12 protein-coding genes are annotated in these 16957 nt (G+C 64.3%); 1 reads left to right on the forward strand and 11 read right to left on the reverse strand.

The annotated features are described in order from the left end of the window. Positions 1 to 3: 3 nt before the first annotated feature. The 11 genes from O3299_RS08405 to ppc all read right to left on the reverse strand — a co-directional run bounded on the left by O3299_RS08405 (position 4) and on the right by ppc (position 16146). Entirely contained in the window at positions 4 to 999 is a 996-nt protein-coding gene (locus O3299_RS08405; protein ID WP_289897706.1) for an HD domain-containing phosphohydrolase, read from the reverse strand. 13 nt (positions 1000 to 1012) lie between these two features. After that, positions 1013 to 4720 (reverse strand): PAS domain S-box protein, encoded by a 3708-nt coding sequence (locus O3299_RS08410; protein WP_305062045.1) that lies wholly within the window; start codon positions 4718 to 4720, stop codon positions 1013 to 1015. Positions 4721 to 5079: 359 nt separating this feature from the next. Next, positions 5080 to 5736 carry a hypothetical protein gene (locus O3299_RS08415; protein ID WP_305062046.1) on the reverse strand — a complete coding sequence of 219 codons (657 nt, stop codon included), beginning with the start codon at positions 5734 to 5736 and terminating at the stop codon, positions 5080 to 5082. Then, positions 5733 to 6101 carry a hypothetical protein gene (locus tag O3299_RS08420; protein ID WP_305052156.1) on the reverse strand — a complete coding sequence of 123 codons (369 nt, stop codon included), beginning with the start codon at positions 6099 to 6101 and terminating at the stop codon, positions 5733 to 5735. Before O3299_RS08420 ends, O3299_RS08415 begins: the two co-directional genes overlap by 4 nt. Positions 6102 to 6175: 74 nt before the next feature. Continuing rightward, positions 6176 to 8674 carry a TonB-dependent receptor gene (locus O3299_RS08425; protein ID WP_305062047.1) on the reverse strand — a complete coding sequence of 833 codons (2499 nt, stop codon included), beginning with the start codon at positions 8672 to 8674 and terminating at the stop codon, positions 6176 to 6178. Between the two features lie 93 nt (positions 8675 to 8767). Continuing rightward, on the reverse strand, positions 8768 to 9748 hold the full coding sequence (locus O3299_RS08430; RefSeq protein ID WP_305062048.1) for a FecR domain-containing protein: 981 nt from the start codon (positions 9746 to 9748) through the stop codon (positions 8768 to 8770). Then, positions 9745 to 10251, reverse strand: coding sequence for a sigma-70 family RNA polymerase sigma factor (locus tag O3299_RS08435; protein ID WP_305052159.1), 507 nt, complete (start codon positions 10249 to 10251; stop codon positions 9745 to 9747). Before O3299_RS08435 ends, O3299_RS08430 begins: the two co-directional genes overlap by 4 nt. A 198-nt stretch (positions 10252 to 10449) precedes the next feature. Next, entirely contained in the window at positions 10450 to 10629 is a 180-nt protein-coding gene (locus O3299_RS08440) for a hypothetical protein (protein WP_305062049.1), read from the reverse strand. A gap of 156 nt (positions 10630 to 10785) precedes the next feature. After that, positions 10786 to 12246, reverse strand: coding sequence for a pyruvate kinase (gene pyk, locus O3299_RS08445; RefSeq protein WP_305062050.1), 1461 nt, complete (start codon positions 12244 to 12246; stop codon positions 10786 to 10788). A 91-nt stretch (positions 12247 to 12337) separates the two neighbouring features. Then, positions 12338 to 13348 carry a type I glyceraldehyde-3-phosphate dehydrogenase gene (gene gap, locus O3299_RS08450; RefSeq protein ID WP_099667765.1) on the reverse strand — a complete coding sequence of 337 codons (1011 nt, stop codon included), beginning with the start codon at positions 13346 to 13348 and terminating at the stop codon, positions 12338 to 12340. Positions 13349 to 13380: 32 nt separating this feature from the next. Next, on the reverse strand, positions 13381 to 16146 hold the full coding sequence (gene ppc, locus O3299_RS08455; protein WP_305062051.1) for a phosphoenolpyruvate carboxylase: 2766 nt from the start codon (positions 16144 to 16146) through the stop codon (positions 13381 to 13383). A gap of 342 nt (positions 16147 to 16488) precedes the next feature. On the opposite strand from ppc, the gene O3299_RS08460 reads away from it, so the two are divergent. Then, positions 16489 to 16944, forward strand: a complete 456-nt coding sequence (locus O3299_RS08460) for an Rrf2 family transcriptional regulator (protein ID WP_305062052.1) — start codon at positions 16489 to 16491, stop codon at positions 16942 to 16944. Positions 16945 to 16957: the final 13 nt, after the last annotated feature.

Raw genomic sequence — 16957 nt, forward strand, 5'->3', positions numbered from 1 at the left:
CCCCTACGCCGGCTCGCGCCACTTGTCCTTGATTTCCAGCATGGCCGGCAGTTGCTCGATGAACAGCGCCAGCAGCTGCGGGTCGAAGTGCGTGCCGCTGTCGCGCTGCATGGTGGCGATGGCTTCGTCGACCGTCCAGGCGCGCTTGTACGGGCGTTCGCTGGTGAGGGCGTCGAAGACGTCGGCGATGGCGACGATGCGGCCTTCGTGGGGGATTTCCTCGCCTTTCAAGCCTTGCGGATAGCCGCTGCCATCCCATTTTTCGTGGTGCGTCAGGGCGATGGTGCGCGCCATTTTCAACAGGCCGCCCGCGTGCTCGCCGATGATGGCCGCGCCGATTTCCGCGTGGCTGCGCATGACTTTCCATTCGTCCGCATCGAGCTTGCCCGGTTTTTGCAGGATGGCGTCTGGGATGCCGATCTTGCCCACGTCGTGCATGGGCGCCGCGTTGAGCAAGTCTTCCGCCCTGCCCGCGCTGTAGCCGGCCGCCAGCGCCAGCTGGCGCGCGTAATAGCTCATGCGGATGACGTGCATGCCCGTCTCGTTGTCCTTGTACTCGGCCGCCTGGCCCAGGGTCTGGATCACCTGCAGGCGCGAGCGGCGCAATTCCTCGGCGTCCACCAGCGACAGATGCGTGCGCACGCGGGCGCGCACGATGGGCGGGCTGACGGGTTTCGTGATGTAGTCGACGGCGCCCGCGTCGAAGCCGTCCGCCTCGTCCTTCACGTCGCACAGGGCCGTCACAAAAATGACGGGGATGGACGCGGTGGCCGGCATGGCCTTCAGCTGGCGGCACACTTCATAGCCCGTCATGGCGGGCATCATGATGTCGAGCAGGATCAGTTCGACGGGGTTGTTCTGCGCCAGTTCCAGCGCCTTCTCGCCATCCTTCGCATACAGCAGGCGGTAATCGTCCTGCAAAATCTGGCGCAGCACCTGCAGATTCGTCGCTTCATCGTCGACCAGCAACAGGATCGGTTTGTCTTCGTGTAAGGTCATCGTTAGCCCAATATCAGGAAAGGTCGGCAGGCGTTGGCGCTTCCAGCCACGCCAGCAGCTGGCGCAGCACGCCCGCGGCACGCGCAAATTCAAAGTCGTCGATGGCGCTGGCCAGCGCCTGCAGGCGCGGCTGCTGGCCGTGCGGCGCCAGCATGGCGGAGATCTGCGCCATCAAGGCGTCGTCCAGCTGCCCGCCTTCCAGGCTGGCGATGGCTTGCCGCAGCAAGGCGCCAGCGGCGGCTGCATCGAGGGGCGCGCTGGCGGCCGGCGCCTGCATGGCCACGGCCGGCATGCCCGCCTCCTCCAGCTCGCCGGCCAGCGCCATGAAGGCGGCCGCCAGCTGCACCAGCAATTCCGTCACCGGCAACTGGCGCGCAATCGCTTGTTCGATGCGCCCCAGCAGGCTTTCGACCTGCACCAGGCACAGGTTGCCCGCCGCGCCTTTGATACGGTGCAGCAGGTGGCCGGCCACGCTGCTGCCGCCGCGTTCCAGTTCCGCCGCCAGCATGGCGGCGCAGTCGCCATTGGCCTGCACGAAGCGCGCGATGGCCCGCTGCAGGGCTTCGCGGCCGCCCCACAGGGCGATGCCGCGCTGCCAGTCCACCTGACCGGCAGCGGCGCGCGCCGCCGCGCCGGCCGCCGGCGGCGGCATGGCCACGGCGATATCGAGCAGGCGGGCGATTTCCGCCGTCAGCTTGTGCATTTCCAGCGGCTTCGAGGCGAAACCGTTCATGCCGGCCGTCTGCGCGGCGCGCCGGTCCTGTTCCAGCACGCTGGCCGTCAGGGCGATGATGGGCGTCGCCTTCAAGCCCTGCTCGCGCTCGTGCACGCGGATCAGGCGCGTCGCTTCCAGGCCATCCATGCGCGGCATCTGCACGTCCATCAGGACGATGTCGAAGCTGCCCTTGCCGAATTCGCGCACGGCGCTCTCGCCATCGCTGGCGGCGATCACCTGGTGGCCGGCCGCGCCCAGGCTGATCAGGAGCAGCTCCACGTTCTGCGGCACGTCGTCGGCCGCCAGGATGCGCAGCGGCGGCAAGGCCACCACGGGCTGCTCACTGCGGCGCGCCACGGCCTTGCCCGGCGCCAGCGGCAGCAGCACGTGGAACACGCTGCCCACGCCCAGGGTGCTTTCCACCGTGATGGTGCCTTTCATCAGCTCGACGAGCTGCAGCGAAATCGTCGTGCCCAGGCCCGTGCCGCCAAAGCGCCGGCTCATCGAGGAATCGGCCTGCGTGAACGGCGCGAAGATCTTGTCCAGGCGGTCGGCGGGAATGCCGATGCCCGTGTCGTGCACGGCGATATGCACTTGCTCGCCCTGCATGCCGACGGCCACGCGCACATGGCCCACTTCCGTGAACTTGACGGCGTTGCCGATCAAATTCGTCAGCACCTGCTGCACCCGGCGCGCGTCGCCCAGGAAGAATTGGCCCATGCCCGGGTCGATGTCGACATGCAGCACCAGGTCGCGCGCATGGGCCGTGATGCGCAGCGACGCGGCCACGTGGTCGACCAGGTCGGGCAGCGAAAAGTCCACCAGTTCCAGCTCGGTGGCGCCTTTTTCCAGCTTGGCCGTGTCGAGGATGTCGTTGAGCAGTTCAAGCAGGGAACGGGCCGACTGGCGCACCGTGCCCAAGTGGCGGCGCTGCAGGCTGTCCAGGGCGGTCCCCAGCAGCACTTCCGTAAAGCCGATGATGGCGTTCATCGGCGTGCGGATTTCATGGCTCATGTTGGCCAGGAAGCTGGTCTTCGATTCGGCGGCCAGCTCGGCGCGGTCTTTGGCCGCGCGCAGGTTTTCCTGCATGGCGCGCCGTTCGCTCACGTCGGTGGCCAGCTTGACCACCTTGAACGGCTTGCCGTCCGTATTGAAGATCGGGTTGTACGAAGCCTGTATCCACACTTCCCGGCCATCCTTGCCGATGCGCTTGTACTCGCCCGTGTTGAATTCACCCTGCGCCAGGTGCTGCCAGAACGCGATGTAATCGGGCGAGGTCACATAGCCGGGCTCGCAGAAGATGCTGTGGTGCAAGCCCAGCACGTCGTCGGGACGGTAGCCGACCAGGTCGAGGAAGTTCTCGTTGGCCGCCAGGATGCGCCCCTGCAGGTCGAATTCCGCGACGGCCGTCGCGCGCGAGATGGCCGTCACCTTGCCTTCGTACTCGGCGTTGCGCAATTCGCTTTCCGTGATGTCGAGGATGACGCCGTCGATCCAGCGCACCACGCCGTCGTTGTCGAGCACGGGGCCGCTGCTTTCGCGCACCCAGCGTTCGCGCCCGTCGCGGTGGATCAGGCGGTAGACGTTCTCGAAGTCGCGCTTTTCGCCGGCCGCCTGCACGCAGGTGTCGTTGACGCGCTGGCGGTCGTCCGGGTGCACGAGGTCGAACAGCCTGACGCGGCCCTCGACGAAATCCTGCGGCATCCAGCCCGTCAGGTTGAAGACGGCGTCGCTGATGAAGATCATCTTCCATTCGGGCGCAAAGCTGCAGTGGAAGGACACGCCGGGGATATTGCGGATCAGGGTGCGGTACTGGCGCTCGCTGTCCTTGAGCGCCTGCTCCATGCTGCGCGACGAGCGCATGTCCGTGACAAACGCCACGAACAGGGGCTGGCCCGGCGTGTCGATCTTGCCGATCGCCACACGCATGGGCAGCACGGCGCCATCCTTGTGGCAGCCATCGAGTTCGCGTCCGCTGTCGAGGATGCGCGAGGCGCCCGTTTCCAGGTAGTCGCGCAGATAGCCCTCGTATTCGGCCGCGTCGGACGGCTGCAGCAGCACGCTGGCGTCGCGCCCCACGATCTCCGCTTCGCGCCAGCCGAACAGGCTTTCCGCGGCGGGATTGAAGGAGCGCACCTTGCCCTGGCCATCGATGGTGATCAAGCCGTCGGCCGCCGTATCGACGATGGCGCGCAGGCGCGATTCGCTGGCGCTCGCATGGCGCAGCAGCTGGCGGTAGCGCAGCAAGCCGTTCGCGGCGGCGACAAACACCGTCAGGGTGACGGTGATCAGGGCCACGGCCAGGGCCACGAACGAAGCTTGCACCGTGATCGTGTTGTCGCCTGCCGTGGGAGTGCCGGAAAAGCGCGCCGCCAGCATGCCTGTGTAATGCATGCCGGAAATGGCCAAGCCCATGACGGCACTGCTGACCAGCAAGGACGCCAGGGGACTCATGCGCAAACGCATGGCGCTCAGGCCGAAGCGTATCCACAGCGCCAGCATGGCCATGACGACGGCCACCACCAGCGACAGGGCGAACAGCCAGGGCTGGTAATGCAGGGTCAGCGACGTCTGCATGGCGGCCATGCCGCTGTAATGCATGGAGCCGATGCCCACGCCGACGAGCACGCCGCCCACCACCAGCTGGCGCCAGTTGATGCTCGGGCGCGCCAGCATGTGCAGCGCCACCCACGAAGCGGCCACGCCGGGCAGCATGGAAAGCAGGGTCAGGCTGGGGTCGAAGGAGACGCGCGTGCAGATGTCGAAAGCCAGCATGCCGATGAAGTGCATCGACCAGATGCCGCCGCCGAGCGCGATGGCGCCCGTGATGATGGCCGTCTGGCGCTGGAAGCCGCGCTCGCTGCTGCGCGCCATGCCGGCGATCTGCAAGGCCATGAACGAGGCAAAGATGGCGATGCCGATGGAAAACAGCACCAGCCAGGCGTTGTGCGTGCCGTAGATGTACTGCATGGTATCGGTCGATACGGCAAAGATGGAACTAAACATACTGTCGTGGCATAAGGTGAGTGAAACGTGACGTCGCAAAACATGACGGCGCACCGCGCGCGCCGGCGCCACGCTTTTTACTAAAGCGGCAACACAGCGGAAATGACAACGGCAGCAGTCGACCAGGGCAAGGCTCGGTCATCACGCCCGCGCCTGCCGCGCGGGGGAAAGGTGCTTTTTACAGAGTGAAAAAGCGGAATGCGTACGAACTCTGGCGCGGATGGCTGGCCGCCAGCGTGACGATGATTTTTTAAAGAGCCATGAGTATAGTTGCTTTGCGAACATATTCATAGGACTTCAGCAATACTATAGCAAGAAAGACAATATTCTGAGGTCGCGATGCGACAGCACTCGCCCGTTCAGGCTGGCGGCCACAGCGCGCGTATGGCGGAAGAGGCCTGATAGGTCGCACCGGCGCGCTCGGTCACAGGGATACCGGCCAGTGTACAGCGGCGGCCCAGCTCGTCCTTGATCTGCCGCAACGACCAGCGCTGCGGCACGGGCAGATCCATGCCCACCACGCGGATCAGCGGGCAATCGTCGAGGGTCGTGTGCAGCAGCAGCTCCACGCGCGCCATCGGCGGTCCGCCGCGGTAGACATCCACCGCGCCCGCGTAAGTGACCACCTCCAGCGCGCGTATCTGCTGCGGCGTCAGCTGCAGCACCTTGTCATGGCCGGGCAAGCCCCGTGCCAGCCGGCGCAGCAACACGCCCGCATCATTGATCTCGACATGAAAAGACAGATCGGGGCCCGGCAGAAAAAGCACGCCGACGATCCAGGCGGTCAGCGCCGGCAGGCCCAGCAGCACCGCCTCGCCCGCATACGGCACGTCGCGCCAGACGGCTTGCACGATGAAGGCAAGGATCAGGACGCAGCCGCCCAGCAGCACGCTGCGCCACAGCACGGGGCGCATATTGGCCATCATCGCCGCATGGCAGCTGGCATCGTCGGCCGGCGCAAAGCGTATCCATTCGGCGCGCGCCGGCTTGCAAGACCGGGCGGGACTGCCGCTCAAGCGTTCTGCGTCAGCATGCCGCGGAACCACGCCAGTTGCTCGCGCGTCAGGTAATTGGCGCCATCGCCATGCAGCAGGACGATTTCGATCTCGGGAGGAATCGAGGCGAGCAGCTGCGCGCCCGTGACGGGAATCTTGGGGAAATTGATGCCGGCCAGGAAGGCGGGATCTTCCGCCACCGTCACGCAGCGGCGCTCGGGATTCGGCGACGGCACGAGGAACAGGTCGATCTGCTCGCTTTGCCCGCCGATGACGACGTGCAATTGCGCGGCCAGCAGTTCGGGCAGGATCAGCTCGATGTTATTCTCGGCGCGCGATTGCTGGAAAGCGCTTTTCAGGGGCGTGAGGAGAGGAATGGCGGTCATGGCAAAGTGGAAAGATAAAGACGGCGGCAGTGTAGCAGAGGCGCCCGGACGGGCGCGCTCCGCTGGCGCAACGGCTACATCTTGTAGTTCAGCGAGACAAGTACGCTGCGCGGCGCGCCGTAGCGCGCCAGCCCGCCGGACCAGGAATAGCCGAGCGCCTGGTAGTAGCGGCGGTCGAGCACGTTGTCGATGTTCGCGCGCAGCTGCAGCTGTTCGCTGATCCGATAGCCGGCCGTCAGCCCGACGATGGCGTAACCGCCCTGCTGCGTCAGGTAAGCCTTGTCGCGGCGGTCGATCTTGTCCTGCGCATACACGGAGGCGCCCAGGTTCCAGCGCGCCAGGCTGCCGCTCAGCTGCACGTTCGTGTACAGCTTGAACAACTGCTTCGGCTCGTCCGTGGCGATGCGCTGGCCGATATTCGCGGCCACGCTGTCCTTCGTGTACTTGGCCAGCACATGGGTGTAACCACCCGAGACCTGCCAGCCCGGCAATGGCGAGCCCGACAATTGCAGATCGACGCCTTCGCTCTGCACCTGCCCGGCCGCGCGGGCGCAATAGATGGGGCCGCCCGTGGGGCAATTGACTTCATCGGTCATGGCGCGGTTGTTTTGCTTGATGCGGAACAAGGCGCCGCTGGCGTTGAGCCTGCCGCCGAAATATTCGCCCTTGACGCCCACTTCCAGGTTGGTGCCGCTCAAGGGCGGCAAGCCATTGCCTTTGACATCGAGCACGCTTTGCGGCTGGAAGATCTGCGTGCCGCTCGCATACACGGAGTGATGCGGGTCCAGGTCGTAGACGAGGCCCGCGTACGGGGTGAATTTCGCGTTTTCCGTCAGGTCGCGGCGCCACGTCGGATTGGCGGCATACCAGCCCGTGACATCCTGCGCATACCAGCCGAAGCGCCCGCCCAGCACCAGGCGCAGCGGATCAGCCAGGCTGAAGTTGCCGGCCGCATACAGCCCCTTCTCGTCCGTCTTGCGGCCCCAGTTGTAGGGCTCGAACGGCGCGCCGTTCATGCGGTAGGCGCGGGGATTCCAGTGGCGGATGTCGAACACGCGCGTCTGCGCGCCTTCCCAGCTCTGACCCGCGTCCGAATCGTCGTGGCGGTAGCTGGCGCCGACGATGACGTCATGCTGGCGGCCGAACCAGGTGACAGGGCCGCTCAAGCGCCAGTCCGCCACCACTTGCTGCGTGTTGTACTTCCAGCCCGTTTCCGACTGTTCCAGCAAAAACGTTTCGCCAGCGACGCGGCCGTTGGTGGTATTGCGCGTGCTCGACGAGGCGTCGATATGCGTGATGGCGAAGCGGCTGCGCCAGCCCTGCGCCAGCTTCGTTTCCAGGTCGGCGAAGACGACGTTGTTGTCGCGCTTCTGGAACGAGTCGGCATTATTCAGGAAAGTCGAGCGGGGCAAGTCCATGTGGCGGCCGTCGGGCAAGGTCGGCAAGCCGACGAACACGCCGTCGGTGCGGCTGTGCTGGCGCGAAAAGCCGATGCCGGCCGTGGTCGACGGCGTCAGGTCCGCCTCGACGATCGCATACACGGTGCTGTTCTTGTTGTTGACCACGTCGACGAAGCTGTCGCTGTCGCGCAGACTGGCCGCCACGCGCCCGCGCACGCTGCCCGACGCGTTCAGGGCATTGCTGGCGTCCACCGTCAATTGCCGGTCCTTCCAGCTGCCCAGGTGAATGGATGCGTCCAGCAAGGGCGTGGCCGTGGGGCGCTTGCGTATCATGTTGATGCTGCCCGACGGCGCGCCCGCCCCTTCCATCAGGCCCGTGGCGCCGCGCACCACTTCCACGCGGTCGTACATCAGCATGTCGGCGGAGACGTTGCGCTCATTGAAGCCCGTCACGTCCAGCGGCAAGCCATCGACATTGATGTGGCTCAAGGCGAAGCCGCGCGCGAAATACGTGGTTTCCTGGTCGGACACGCCCTGCGTCTTGCCGTACAGGCCGGGCGTGGCGCGCGCCACGTCCTGCAGGGTGGTCAGATCGAAATCTTCCATTTGCTGGCGCGAAATGACGCTGACCGTTTGCGGCGTGTGGCGCTGCGACAGGTTCAAGCCCGTCGCCGTCGACAGATTGCGCGAGGTATACAAGCCCGTGCCTTCCGTGGCGCGGTCCGCCTCCGCGCTGACGACGACGGCAGGCATGCTGGCCAGGCCGCCATCGGCCATATTGGTATTGATCTTGCGCAACAGATAATTGCCGTTGCCACCGTCCGTCACCTCCAGGCCGCTGCCTTGCAGCAATTGTTGCAGGCCGGCGGCAACGCCATGGCGGCCCTGCAAGCCTGGCGTGGCCAGGCCGTCGAGCGCCACGCCCTGGGTGGACAGGTTCACGCCGGCGGCGATGGCGAACGATGCCAATGCGCTGCGCAGGCTGCCGGCGGGAATGCTGTAGTCGCGCACGCTTGCGGACGGGCTGGCTTCAGCGGCCAGCGCTGTCTGCGGCAAGCCGGCGCCAGCCGCGCCCACGGCCAGCAGCAAGACCAGCGCGGCGCGCACGGCGCCCGTGGTGGGATGGAGCGCGAGTGGCGTCCACGGGGAAAATAAGCGGTGCTGCACAGCCATGTAAAACCCTTTCGATGGTTCGGATTGTTCGTTCTCTACCTTGTATGACGAAGCAATCTCAAAAAAGGGACAGGCAAGCGGCAAGTAATTTCTTCAGGCTGCCTCGACACTGATCCAGTAGCGCGTGCGGCGCGCCAGCCGGATCGGCAAGGAACGTTGCAGCAAGAGCAGGATGTTGTCCGGGTCGTTTAACTGGAAAATGCCGTCCACGGGCAAGGCCGCCAGCGCCGGATCGCAGCGCAGCACGCCATAGCGATAGCGCGCCACCTGTTCCAGCACCTCCCCTAGCGGCATGCGTTCGGCGATCAGCACGCCCCGCAGCCAGGCGTCCGCATGGGGTGACGACGGCGTCAAGGCGGACACGGCCACGTCGTCGAAACTGCCCTGCCGGCCCGCATCGATCGTGCGCAAGCCGTCGGGCGCCTGCGATGGCTCGATCTCGACGGCGCCCTCGCTGACGCCCACCTCGGTGCGCGGCGCCAGCACGCTGCCAAGGTGGCGCACGCTGAAATGCGTGCCCAGCGCGCGCACGGTGCCATTGCTGCTGCGCACGAGGAACGGTCGCGCCGGCACGGCCGCATCGTGTGCCGTGGCAACGTGGATTTCGCCCGCATGCAAGACCACCAGCCGCGCCGCATCGTCAAAACGCACGTCGATGGCCGTATCCGTATTGAGCACCAGTTGCGTGCCGTCGGGTAATGCCATATGCCGGATTTCACCGCGCGCCGTGCGGATCGCGGCGCGCCACGCTTGCCAGGGCGCCGACTGGCTGGCCAGCCACAACACGGGTGCGGCCGCGATCAGCCCGGCCAGGCCGTAGAGCACGGCACGCCGCCGCGGCGATTGCGGCGCCGCATCCGCCGCCTGGCGCAGCGCGGGCGGCACGCCGGCCAGGGTGCTGCACACCAGCTCGGCCCGCTGCCAGGCCGCTTCATGTGCGGGATCGCTGGCGCGCCAGGCCCGGAACGCCTGCTGCTCGCTTGGACTTAAGGCGCCCGCATGCAGGCGCACCAGCCATTGCGCCGCCGCCCGCGCGGCGCGGGGATCGATGGCCGCCGTGCTGGCGGTGCTCACAGGATCAGCAGGATGCAGCGCTCGAACGCCTGCACCATGTAGCGCTTGATGCTGCGCTCGCTCACGGCCAGGCGCCGGGCGATTTCCCCGTAGCCGAGGCCGTCGACATGGGCCAGCAGGAAGGCATTGCGCACCAGCGGCGGCAAGCCGTCGAGCATGGCATCGATGCGCTGCAGGGCTTCGCGCACGAGCAACCGCTCCTCGGGCGACTGCATCAGCAGATCGGGCTGCTGCGCCAGGGTTTCCAGCCACGCCTGCTCCAGCGACAGGCGCCGGTAATGGTCGATCAGCAGGCGCTGCGCCACGGTGGTCAAATAGGCGCGCGGCTCGCGCATGGTCTGCCGGCCTTCCGGCGGCGCCGTCAGCAGGCGCACGAAGGTATCCTGCGCCAGGTCGGCCGCATGGTCGGCGCACTGCAGCTTGGCGCGCAGCCAGCGCATCAGCCAGCCGTGGTGATTGCTGTAAATGACTGCGATCGATTCGCCGGATTGCGCAATGTTCACTAGGGACTCCGATGCGCTCAAGGCAAGGCGCGGCCAGGACGATGGCCGGCAGCAAGGCAAGCGACTCAATTGATAATAATTCTCATTATCACAAATCATTGCCCGCGGCGTCAATGCCGGCGCCCGTCCCGTCCGGCAAACTGTTGTTTCAGCGCGGCGGCTGGCCGCTCAGCGCGTATCGCTTGCCGTGGCGATCGGTTACGCTGGATGGGGTTTCCCGGACTTGGCCGCCAGCACGAAGGGAATGGCAAACGGCCCCAGAAATACCACCAGGATGGCCCTGACGGCAGTTGTTTTCAAGGAACGGCGTTTGGCGATGAAGAGACAAGCGAAGGCCGACAGGGACCAGATCAGGGCCGGCAGGTAGGTAGTCATCATGAACTCCGGAAGCGCCTTGGAAGGCAGGAAACCATGCTGACACGGAAATGTGGCCATCGCAATGGCAAATCAGGCATCTGCCATTGCGATGGGCGGCCAGGCACCCCGCTTTCAGTCATTCTTAAGACTGCAGGCGGCGGCCGGCCGGCGATGCGGTCAGTGCTGGCCGATCTTCATGATCTTCAGCGCATTCGTGCCGCCGACCTTGCCCATCGGCTCGCCCCAGGTCAGCACGACGGTATCGCCCTTGGCCACGACTTTATGTTCCACCAGCAAATCTTCCGCCTGTTGCAAGACCTTGTCGCGGTCCGTGCCCGACGTCAATTCCAGGGTGCTGACGTTGCGGTACAGGGCCAGCTTGCGGCGCGTGCCCACGCTCGGGGTCAGCGCGACGATGGGGATGTCGATGTTGCAACGACTCATCCACAGCGCCGTGGAACCCGATTCCGTCAGGGTGGCGATGGCTTTTACGCGCAGATGATGGGCCGTAAACAGGGCGCCGTAGGCGATCGACTGGTCGATGCGCGAGAACGTGGCATTGAGGAAATCGGCATCCAGCTTGCAGGTATCCCACTTTTCCGCGTCCAGGCAGATGGCGGCCATCGCTTCCACCGTTTCGATCGGATAGCGGCCCGAGGCCGTTTCCGCCGACGTCATGACGGCATCCGTGCCGTCCAGCACGGCATTGGCCACGTCGGACACTTCCGCGCGGGTCGGCACGGCGTTGACGATCATCGATTCCATCATCTGCGTGGCCGTGATCGCCAGCTTGTTCGACGCGCGCGCCATCTTGATCATGCGCTTTTGCAGGGCCGGCACGGCCGCATTGCCCACCTCGACCGCCAGGTCGCCGCGGGCCACCATGATGCCGTCGGACGCGTCGAGAATTTCTTGCAGCGCAGGAATAGCTTCCGCGCGCTCGATCTTGGCGATCATCATCGGCTTGTGGTCCCACGCTTCGCCGGCGATATTGGCCAGCTGGCGCGCCATGACCATGTCGGTGGCGTTTTTCGGGAAGGACACGGCCACGTAATCGGCCTGGAAACTCATCGCCGTCTTGACATCTTCCATGTCTTTCGCCGTCAGGGCCGGTGCCGACAAGCCGCCGCCCTGGCGGTTGATGCCCTTGTTGTTCGACAATTCGCCGCCGATTTTCACCGTCGTGTGGATTTCGCTGCCGACGACCTTGTCCACCGTCAAGACGATGAGGCCATCGTTGAGCAACAATACGTCAGCGGCGCGCAAGTCGCGCGGCAATTCCTTGTAGTCGAGGCCGCAGCGCTCGATGTTGCCCAATTCGCCGTTTTCGCCCCATTTCGCGTCGAGGATGAACTTGGCGCCGTTTTCCAGGAGGATCTTGCCTTCTTCAAACTTGCCAACGCGAATCTTCGGGCCTTGCAAGTCGGCCATGATGGCCACTTCGCGGCCGCACAGGGCTGCCGCTTCGCGCACCATGCGGGCGCGGTCGATATGGTCTTGCGCCTTGCCATGCGAAAAGTTCAGGCGCACGACGTCGACGCCGGCCTTGAACATGCGGACCAGGGTATCGATATCGTTCGAAGCGGGGCCGATGGTGGAAACGATCTTGGTGGCGCGTTGCTGTACTTGCATGGTCATGGTGTGCTGCTTTCTATAAAGTTCGTGCTGCTACAAGGGCCGGCCTTGTGGGCCGGCCGTCCTGGTGCGCTGGATCAGCGGTACTACGTTCTTACTTGGCCGCCATCAGGGCGACCGTGGTGTCCAACATGCGGTTCGAGAAGCCCCACTCGTTGTCGTACCACGACGACACTTTCACGAGGCGGCCCGAAACCTTGGTCAGGGTCGAATCGAAGTTCGACGAGGCCGGGTTATGGTTGAAATCGATGGAAACGAGCGGTTCCGTCTGGTACGTCAAAATACCCTTCAAGGCGCCTTCCGACGCCGTTTTCAGCAAGGCGTTGACTTCCTCGACGGTCGTATCGCGCTTGGCGATGAAGGACAGGTCGACCAGCGAGACGTTGATCGTCGGCACGCGCACGGCAAAGCCGTCGAGCTTGCCATTCAGTTCCGGCAAGACGAGGCCGACAGCGGCCGCCGCGCCCGTCTTGGTGGGGATCATCGAATGCGTGGCTGAACGGGCGCGGCGCAAGTCTTCATGCATCACGTCGGACAGCACCTGGTCATTCGTGTAGGCGTGCACGGTGGTCATCAGGCCCGATTCGATGCCGATGGCGTCGTTGAGCGGTTTCACCAAGGGCGCGAGGCAGTTCGTCGTGCACGAAGCATTCGAAATGACCGTATCCGAGGCTTTCAAGACGTGCTGGTTGACGCCGAACACGATGGTGGCGTCCACGTCCTTGCCGCCCGGCGCGGAAATGATGACTTTCTTTGCGCCACCCTTCAAGTGGGCCGACGCTTTTTCCTTGGTGGTGAAGAAACCCGTGCATTCGAGCACCACGTCGACACCGAGTTCGCCCCAGGGGATCAGGGCCGGGTCGCGCTGCGCGAAGACGCGGATGCGGTCGCCATTGACGAGCATATTGTCGCCGTCGATGGTGACGACGCCGGGAAACTTGCCGTGCACCGTGTCGTAGCGCGTCAAATGCGCATTCGACTTGGCGTCGCCCAGGTCGTTGATGGCGACGATTTCGATATCCTGCTGCTTGCCGCCTTCATAAAACGCGCGCAAGACATTGCGGCCGATGCGGCCATAGCCATTGATGGCAACTTTGATGGTCATGCTGTCTCCTTGATATTGTTTGAATGACTTACTTAACCACTATTTCTCAGTCCCGCCGCGATGCCATTGATCGACAAATGGATGCCCGTGCGCGCCGCTGCGTCCTGCTTGCCCTCGCGGAAGCGTTTCAGCAATTCCACCTGCACGTGGTTGAGCGGATCGATGTACGGGAAACGGTTGCGTATCGAGCGCTGCATCAGCGGATTGGCTTGCTGCAACTCTTCCTGGCCCGTGATCAGTTTCAGGGCGTCCAGGGTGGCCGCGTATTCGGCGCGGATGCGCGTGAAGATGGCGTCGCGCAAGGCCTTGTCCTTGACCAGTTCCGCATACTTGCCGGCGATGGCGATATCGCTCTTGGCCAGCACCATGTCCATGTTCGACAGCAGGGACGTGAAGAAAGGCCAATCCGTGTACATGCCGCGCAGCACGTCCGCCCCGTCGGCCGGGTGGGCGGCCAGGTAGGCTTGCACGGCGGAACCGAAACCGAACCAGCCCGGCAGCATCAAACGGCATTGCGCCCAGCTCAAGACCCAGGGAATGGCGCGCAAATCCTCGATGGACGTGGATTTCTTGCGCGAGGCGGGACGGCTGCCGATATTCAGCGCGGCAATTTCCGCGATCACCGTCGATTCCCAGAAATACTGCTCGAAACCCTCCGTGCCATACACGAGGTCGCGGTAGGCGTTCAGGGCCGTGCCGGACAGCTCTTCCATGGCAGCCAGGTGGCCCGCGCCGGCCGAGGCTTTCGGCTGCAATTGCGCCTGCGGCAGAAGGGTCGACTGGATGGTGGCGGCCACCAGCACTTCCAGGTTGCGGCGCCCTACTTCCGGGTTCGCATACTTGGCCGTAATGACTTCGCCCTGCTCCGTCAATCGGATCTGTCCCTGCACGGCGCCGGCCGGCTGGGCCAGGATGGCTTCGTAGCTGGGTCCGCCGCCGCGTCCCACGGAACCGCCGCGGCCGTGGAACAATCGCAGCTTGATTTGATACTGTTTGAAGACCGTCACCAGCTCGATCTCGGCCTTGTAAAGTTCCCAGCCGGACGTCAAAAAGCCGCCGTCCTTGTTGCTGTCCGAGTAGCCGAGCATGACTTCCTGCTGGTCCGCGCGCGATGCCAGCAAGCCACGGTAGAACGGCAAGCCGAAGGCGCGCGCCATGATGGCGGGACCGGCGCGCAAGTCGGCTATGGTTTCGAACAGGGGGATGATGTTGACGTCCACTTCGCGGCTGTCCTGGCGCAGCAAGCCCACTTCCTTGAGCAGCAAGGCCACTTCCAGCAAGTCCGAGACGCTGGCCGCCTTGGAAATGATGCAGTTCGGCACCGATTCCTTGCCATATTTGACATGGGCCTCGCGCACGGCGCGGAAGATGTCGAGTTCGGACGTCGTTTCCTCCGAGTACTGCGCATACGGCGACGTCAGCAGGCGTGGCGACTCCAGTTCGGCCAACAGCAAGCTGATGCGTTGCTCTTCATCGAGATCCAGGTAGACGAGGCCAGGCTGGGCGCCCGCGAACAGTTCGCCCACGACGCGCTCGTGCACGTCGGAATTCTGGCGCAAATCGAGCGGCGCCAGCGAAAAGCCGAACACCTTGACGGCGCGGCGCAGCTGGCGCAGCCGGCCACGCGCCAGCGCACGCAAGCCATTGCTGACCAGCGAATGCTGGACCACGTCCAGGTCGGCCAGCAGCTCAGATGCCGCGGCGTATGGCTGCACGCCGTCGGCCTGCTTGCCGGCATTGTCACCCTTCTTGGACAGCACGACCCGCGTGGCATCCAGGCGCGCATGGATGCCGTGCAAGGCGCGGCGGTACGGCTCGTCGACGCGGTGCGGCGAGGCGTCGGCCGAGCGTTCCGCCAGCGCGCGCAGCGGCTCGCTGCAGGCATTGAGTATTTGCGCCAGCGACAGTTGCGAAGCGAGCTTGCGCAATTCGCCCAGGTAAAAATCGAGTACCTTGTCGGCCTGCGTCTGCAAGGTGCTGCGCAGGATGTCGGCCGTGACGAACGGATTGCCGTCGCGGTCGCCGCCTATCCAGCTGCCGACCTTCATGAAATTGGGCAATTCCGCATCTTCCCAGCGGGCATCGCGCTGGGCCAGCATGGTTTCCAGCGAGGAATACAATTTCGGCAATTCGCGCAAGATCGTGTGGTCGTAGAACGACAGGCCATTGGCCACTTCATCCATGACGGACAGCTTGCTCGTGCGCAACAGACGCGTCTGCCACAGGGTGACGATGCCGCGGCCCAGCGCTTCTTCGTTCTGTTCCGCTTCTTCCGGCGTCATTTGCACGCGGTCGCGCTCGCTCAACAGGCGCGCGATAGCCATCTGGCAATTCTGGATGCTCTTGCGCTGCACTTCCGTCGGATGCGCCGTGAAGACGGGGCTGACGAACGCATCGTCGAAGAACGTTTCCAGCGCATCGGCCTTGCCCGCGTCAAACACATTGCCGACGGCATGGCTGAGGCTACCCTGGCGCGGCGGCGAGCCGGCGATCAGATGGGCGCGCGTGCGGCGGATGTGATGTTGATCTTCCGCAATATTGGCCAGCAGCGAGAAATAGCTGAAAGCGCGCGTCAATTGCGTGGTTTCTTCCTGCGACAGCGCTTGCAGCGCGTCCGACAGCTGCGCGCGCGCCGCTTCATCATTGTCGCGGCGGAAACGGATGGCCAGCTGGCGCACATGTTCGATGCGTTCGAAGGCGGGGTCGCCCAGGTGGTTGCGGATGGCGTCGCCCAGCAGACGGCCCAGCTGGCGGATATCGCTGCTCAGCAGCTCGTCTTTCACTTCATTCATTTGCATGGTATTCATTTCCTGGGGCGGCCACGGCGGCACCGCACAGATTGCGTAGTACGCGCTTCCCGGCCCGGGAAACGCCCATCGTCGAATTTGTAGTAAATTTACCTTATTGCTTCACCATCCTCTTGATTTCCATCAATAAAAATCATATCCAAAGGGCCGACAAGGGCTTACGAGCTGTTTGCCATGGCAACAATATGAAAATTTACTACGCATTTAAGCGAAAGGCAATCAACTTTTGTCTTTCGAGGCTGAAAAGTGACGGCGCAACACACATGGCCGGCGCTCTCCTGTATGCTGGCGGCTGAAACAAGGATGTAATCCACATCTTATGAACGATATCCCATGCGACTGACTGCCTACACTGACTACACCCTGCGCACCCTGATGTACCTGGGCGTGCACCGCGACCGGCTCGTGACCATCCAGGACATTGCCGACCTGCATTCCATCTCGAAAAATCATTTGATGAAGGTGGTGCACCAGCTGGGCCTGTCGGGCATCGTGGAAACGGTGCGTGGGAGAAATGGCGGCCTGCGCCTGGCGCGCGACCCGGCCGAGATCAATATCGGCACCGTCGTGCGCGAAACGGAAAACGATTTTTTCATGGCGGAATGTTTCAACAAGGAAAATAATACCTGTCCGCTCACGCCCGATTGCCTGCTGAAGGCCAAGCTGGACCAGGCCACGGCCGCCTTCCTGGCCGTGCTCGACACGGTGACGCTGGCATCGATACTCGACGCGACGCCGGGCGCGCCGGCGCTGGCGGCGGGCGTCATCCCCCTGCGCGTGGCAAAGTAAGCGCGCCAGAAAC

Source organism: Janthinobacterium sp. SUN176, from assembly GCF_030587335.1.
Taxonomy (GTDB): Bacteria; Pseudomonadota; Gammaproteobacteria; order Burkholderiales; family Burkholderiaceae_D; genus Janthinobacterium; species Janthinobacterium kumbetense.

Coding starts and splice junctions, on each gene's coding strand:
- gap (WP_099667765.1), bottom strand. CDS start 13,348: ATGACCATCAAAGTTGCCATCAATGGCTATGGCCGCATCGGCCGCAAT.
- O3299_RS08425 (WP_305062047.1), bottom strand. CDS start 8,674: ATGGCTGTGCAGCACCGCTTATTTTCCCCGTGGACGCCACTCGCGCTC.
- ppc (WP_305062051.1), bottom strand. CDS start 16,146: ATGCAAATGAATGAAGTGAAAGACGAGCTGCTGAGCAGCGATATCCGC.
- O3299_RS08410 (WP_305062045.1), bottom strand. CDS start 4,720: ATGTTTAGTTCCATCTTTGCCGTATCGACCGATACCATGCAGTACATC.
- O3299_RS08440 (WP_305062049.1), bottom strand. CDS start 10,629: ATGATGACTACCTACCTGCCGGCCCTGATCTGGTCCCTGTCGGCCTTC.
- pyk (WP_305062050.1), bottom strand. CDS start 12,246: ATGACCATGCAAGTACAGCAACGCGCCACCAAGATCGTTTCCACCATC.
- O3299_RS08420 (WP_305052156.1), bottom strand. CDS start 6,101: ATGACCGCCATTCCTCTCCTCACGCCCCTGAAAAGCGCTTTCCAGCAA.
- O3299_RS08405 (WP_289897706.1), bottom strand. CDS start 999: ATGACCTTACACGAAGACAAACCGATCCTGTTGCTGGTCGACGATGAA.
- O3299_RS08460 (WP_305062052.1), top strand. CDS start 16,489: ATGCGACTGACTGCCTACACTGACTACACCCTGCGCACCCTGATGTAC.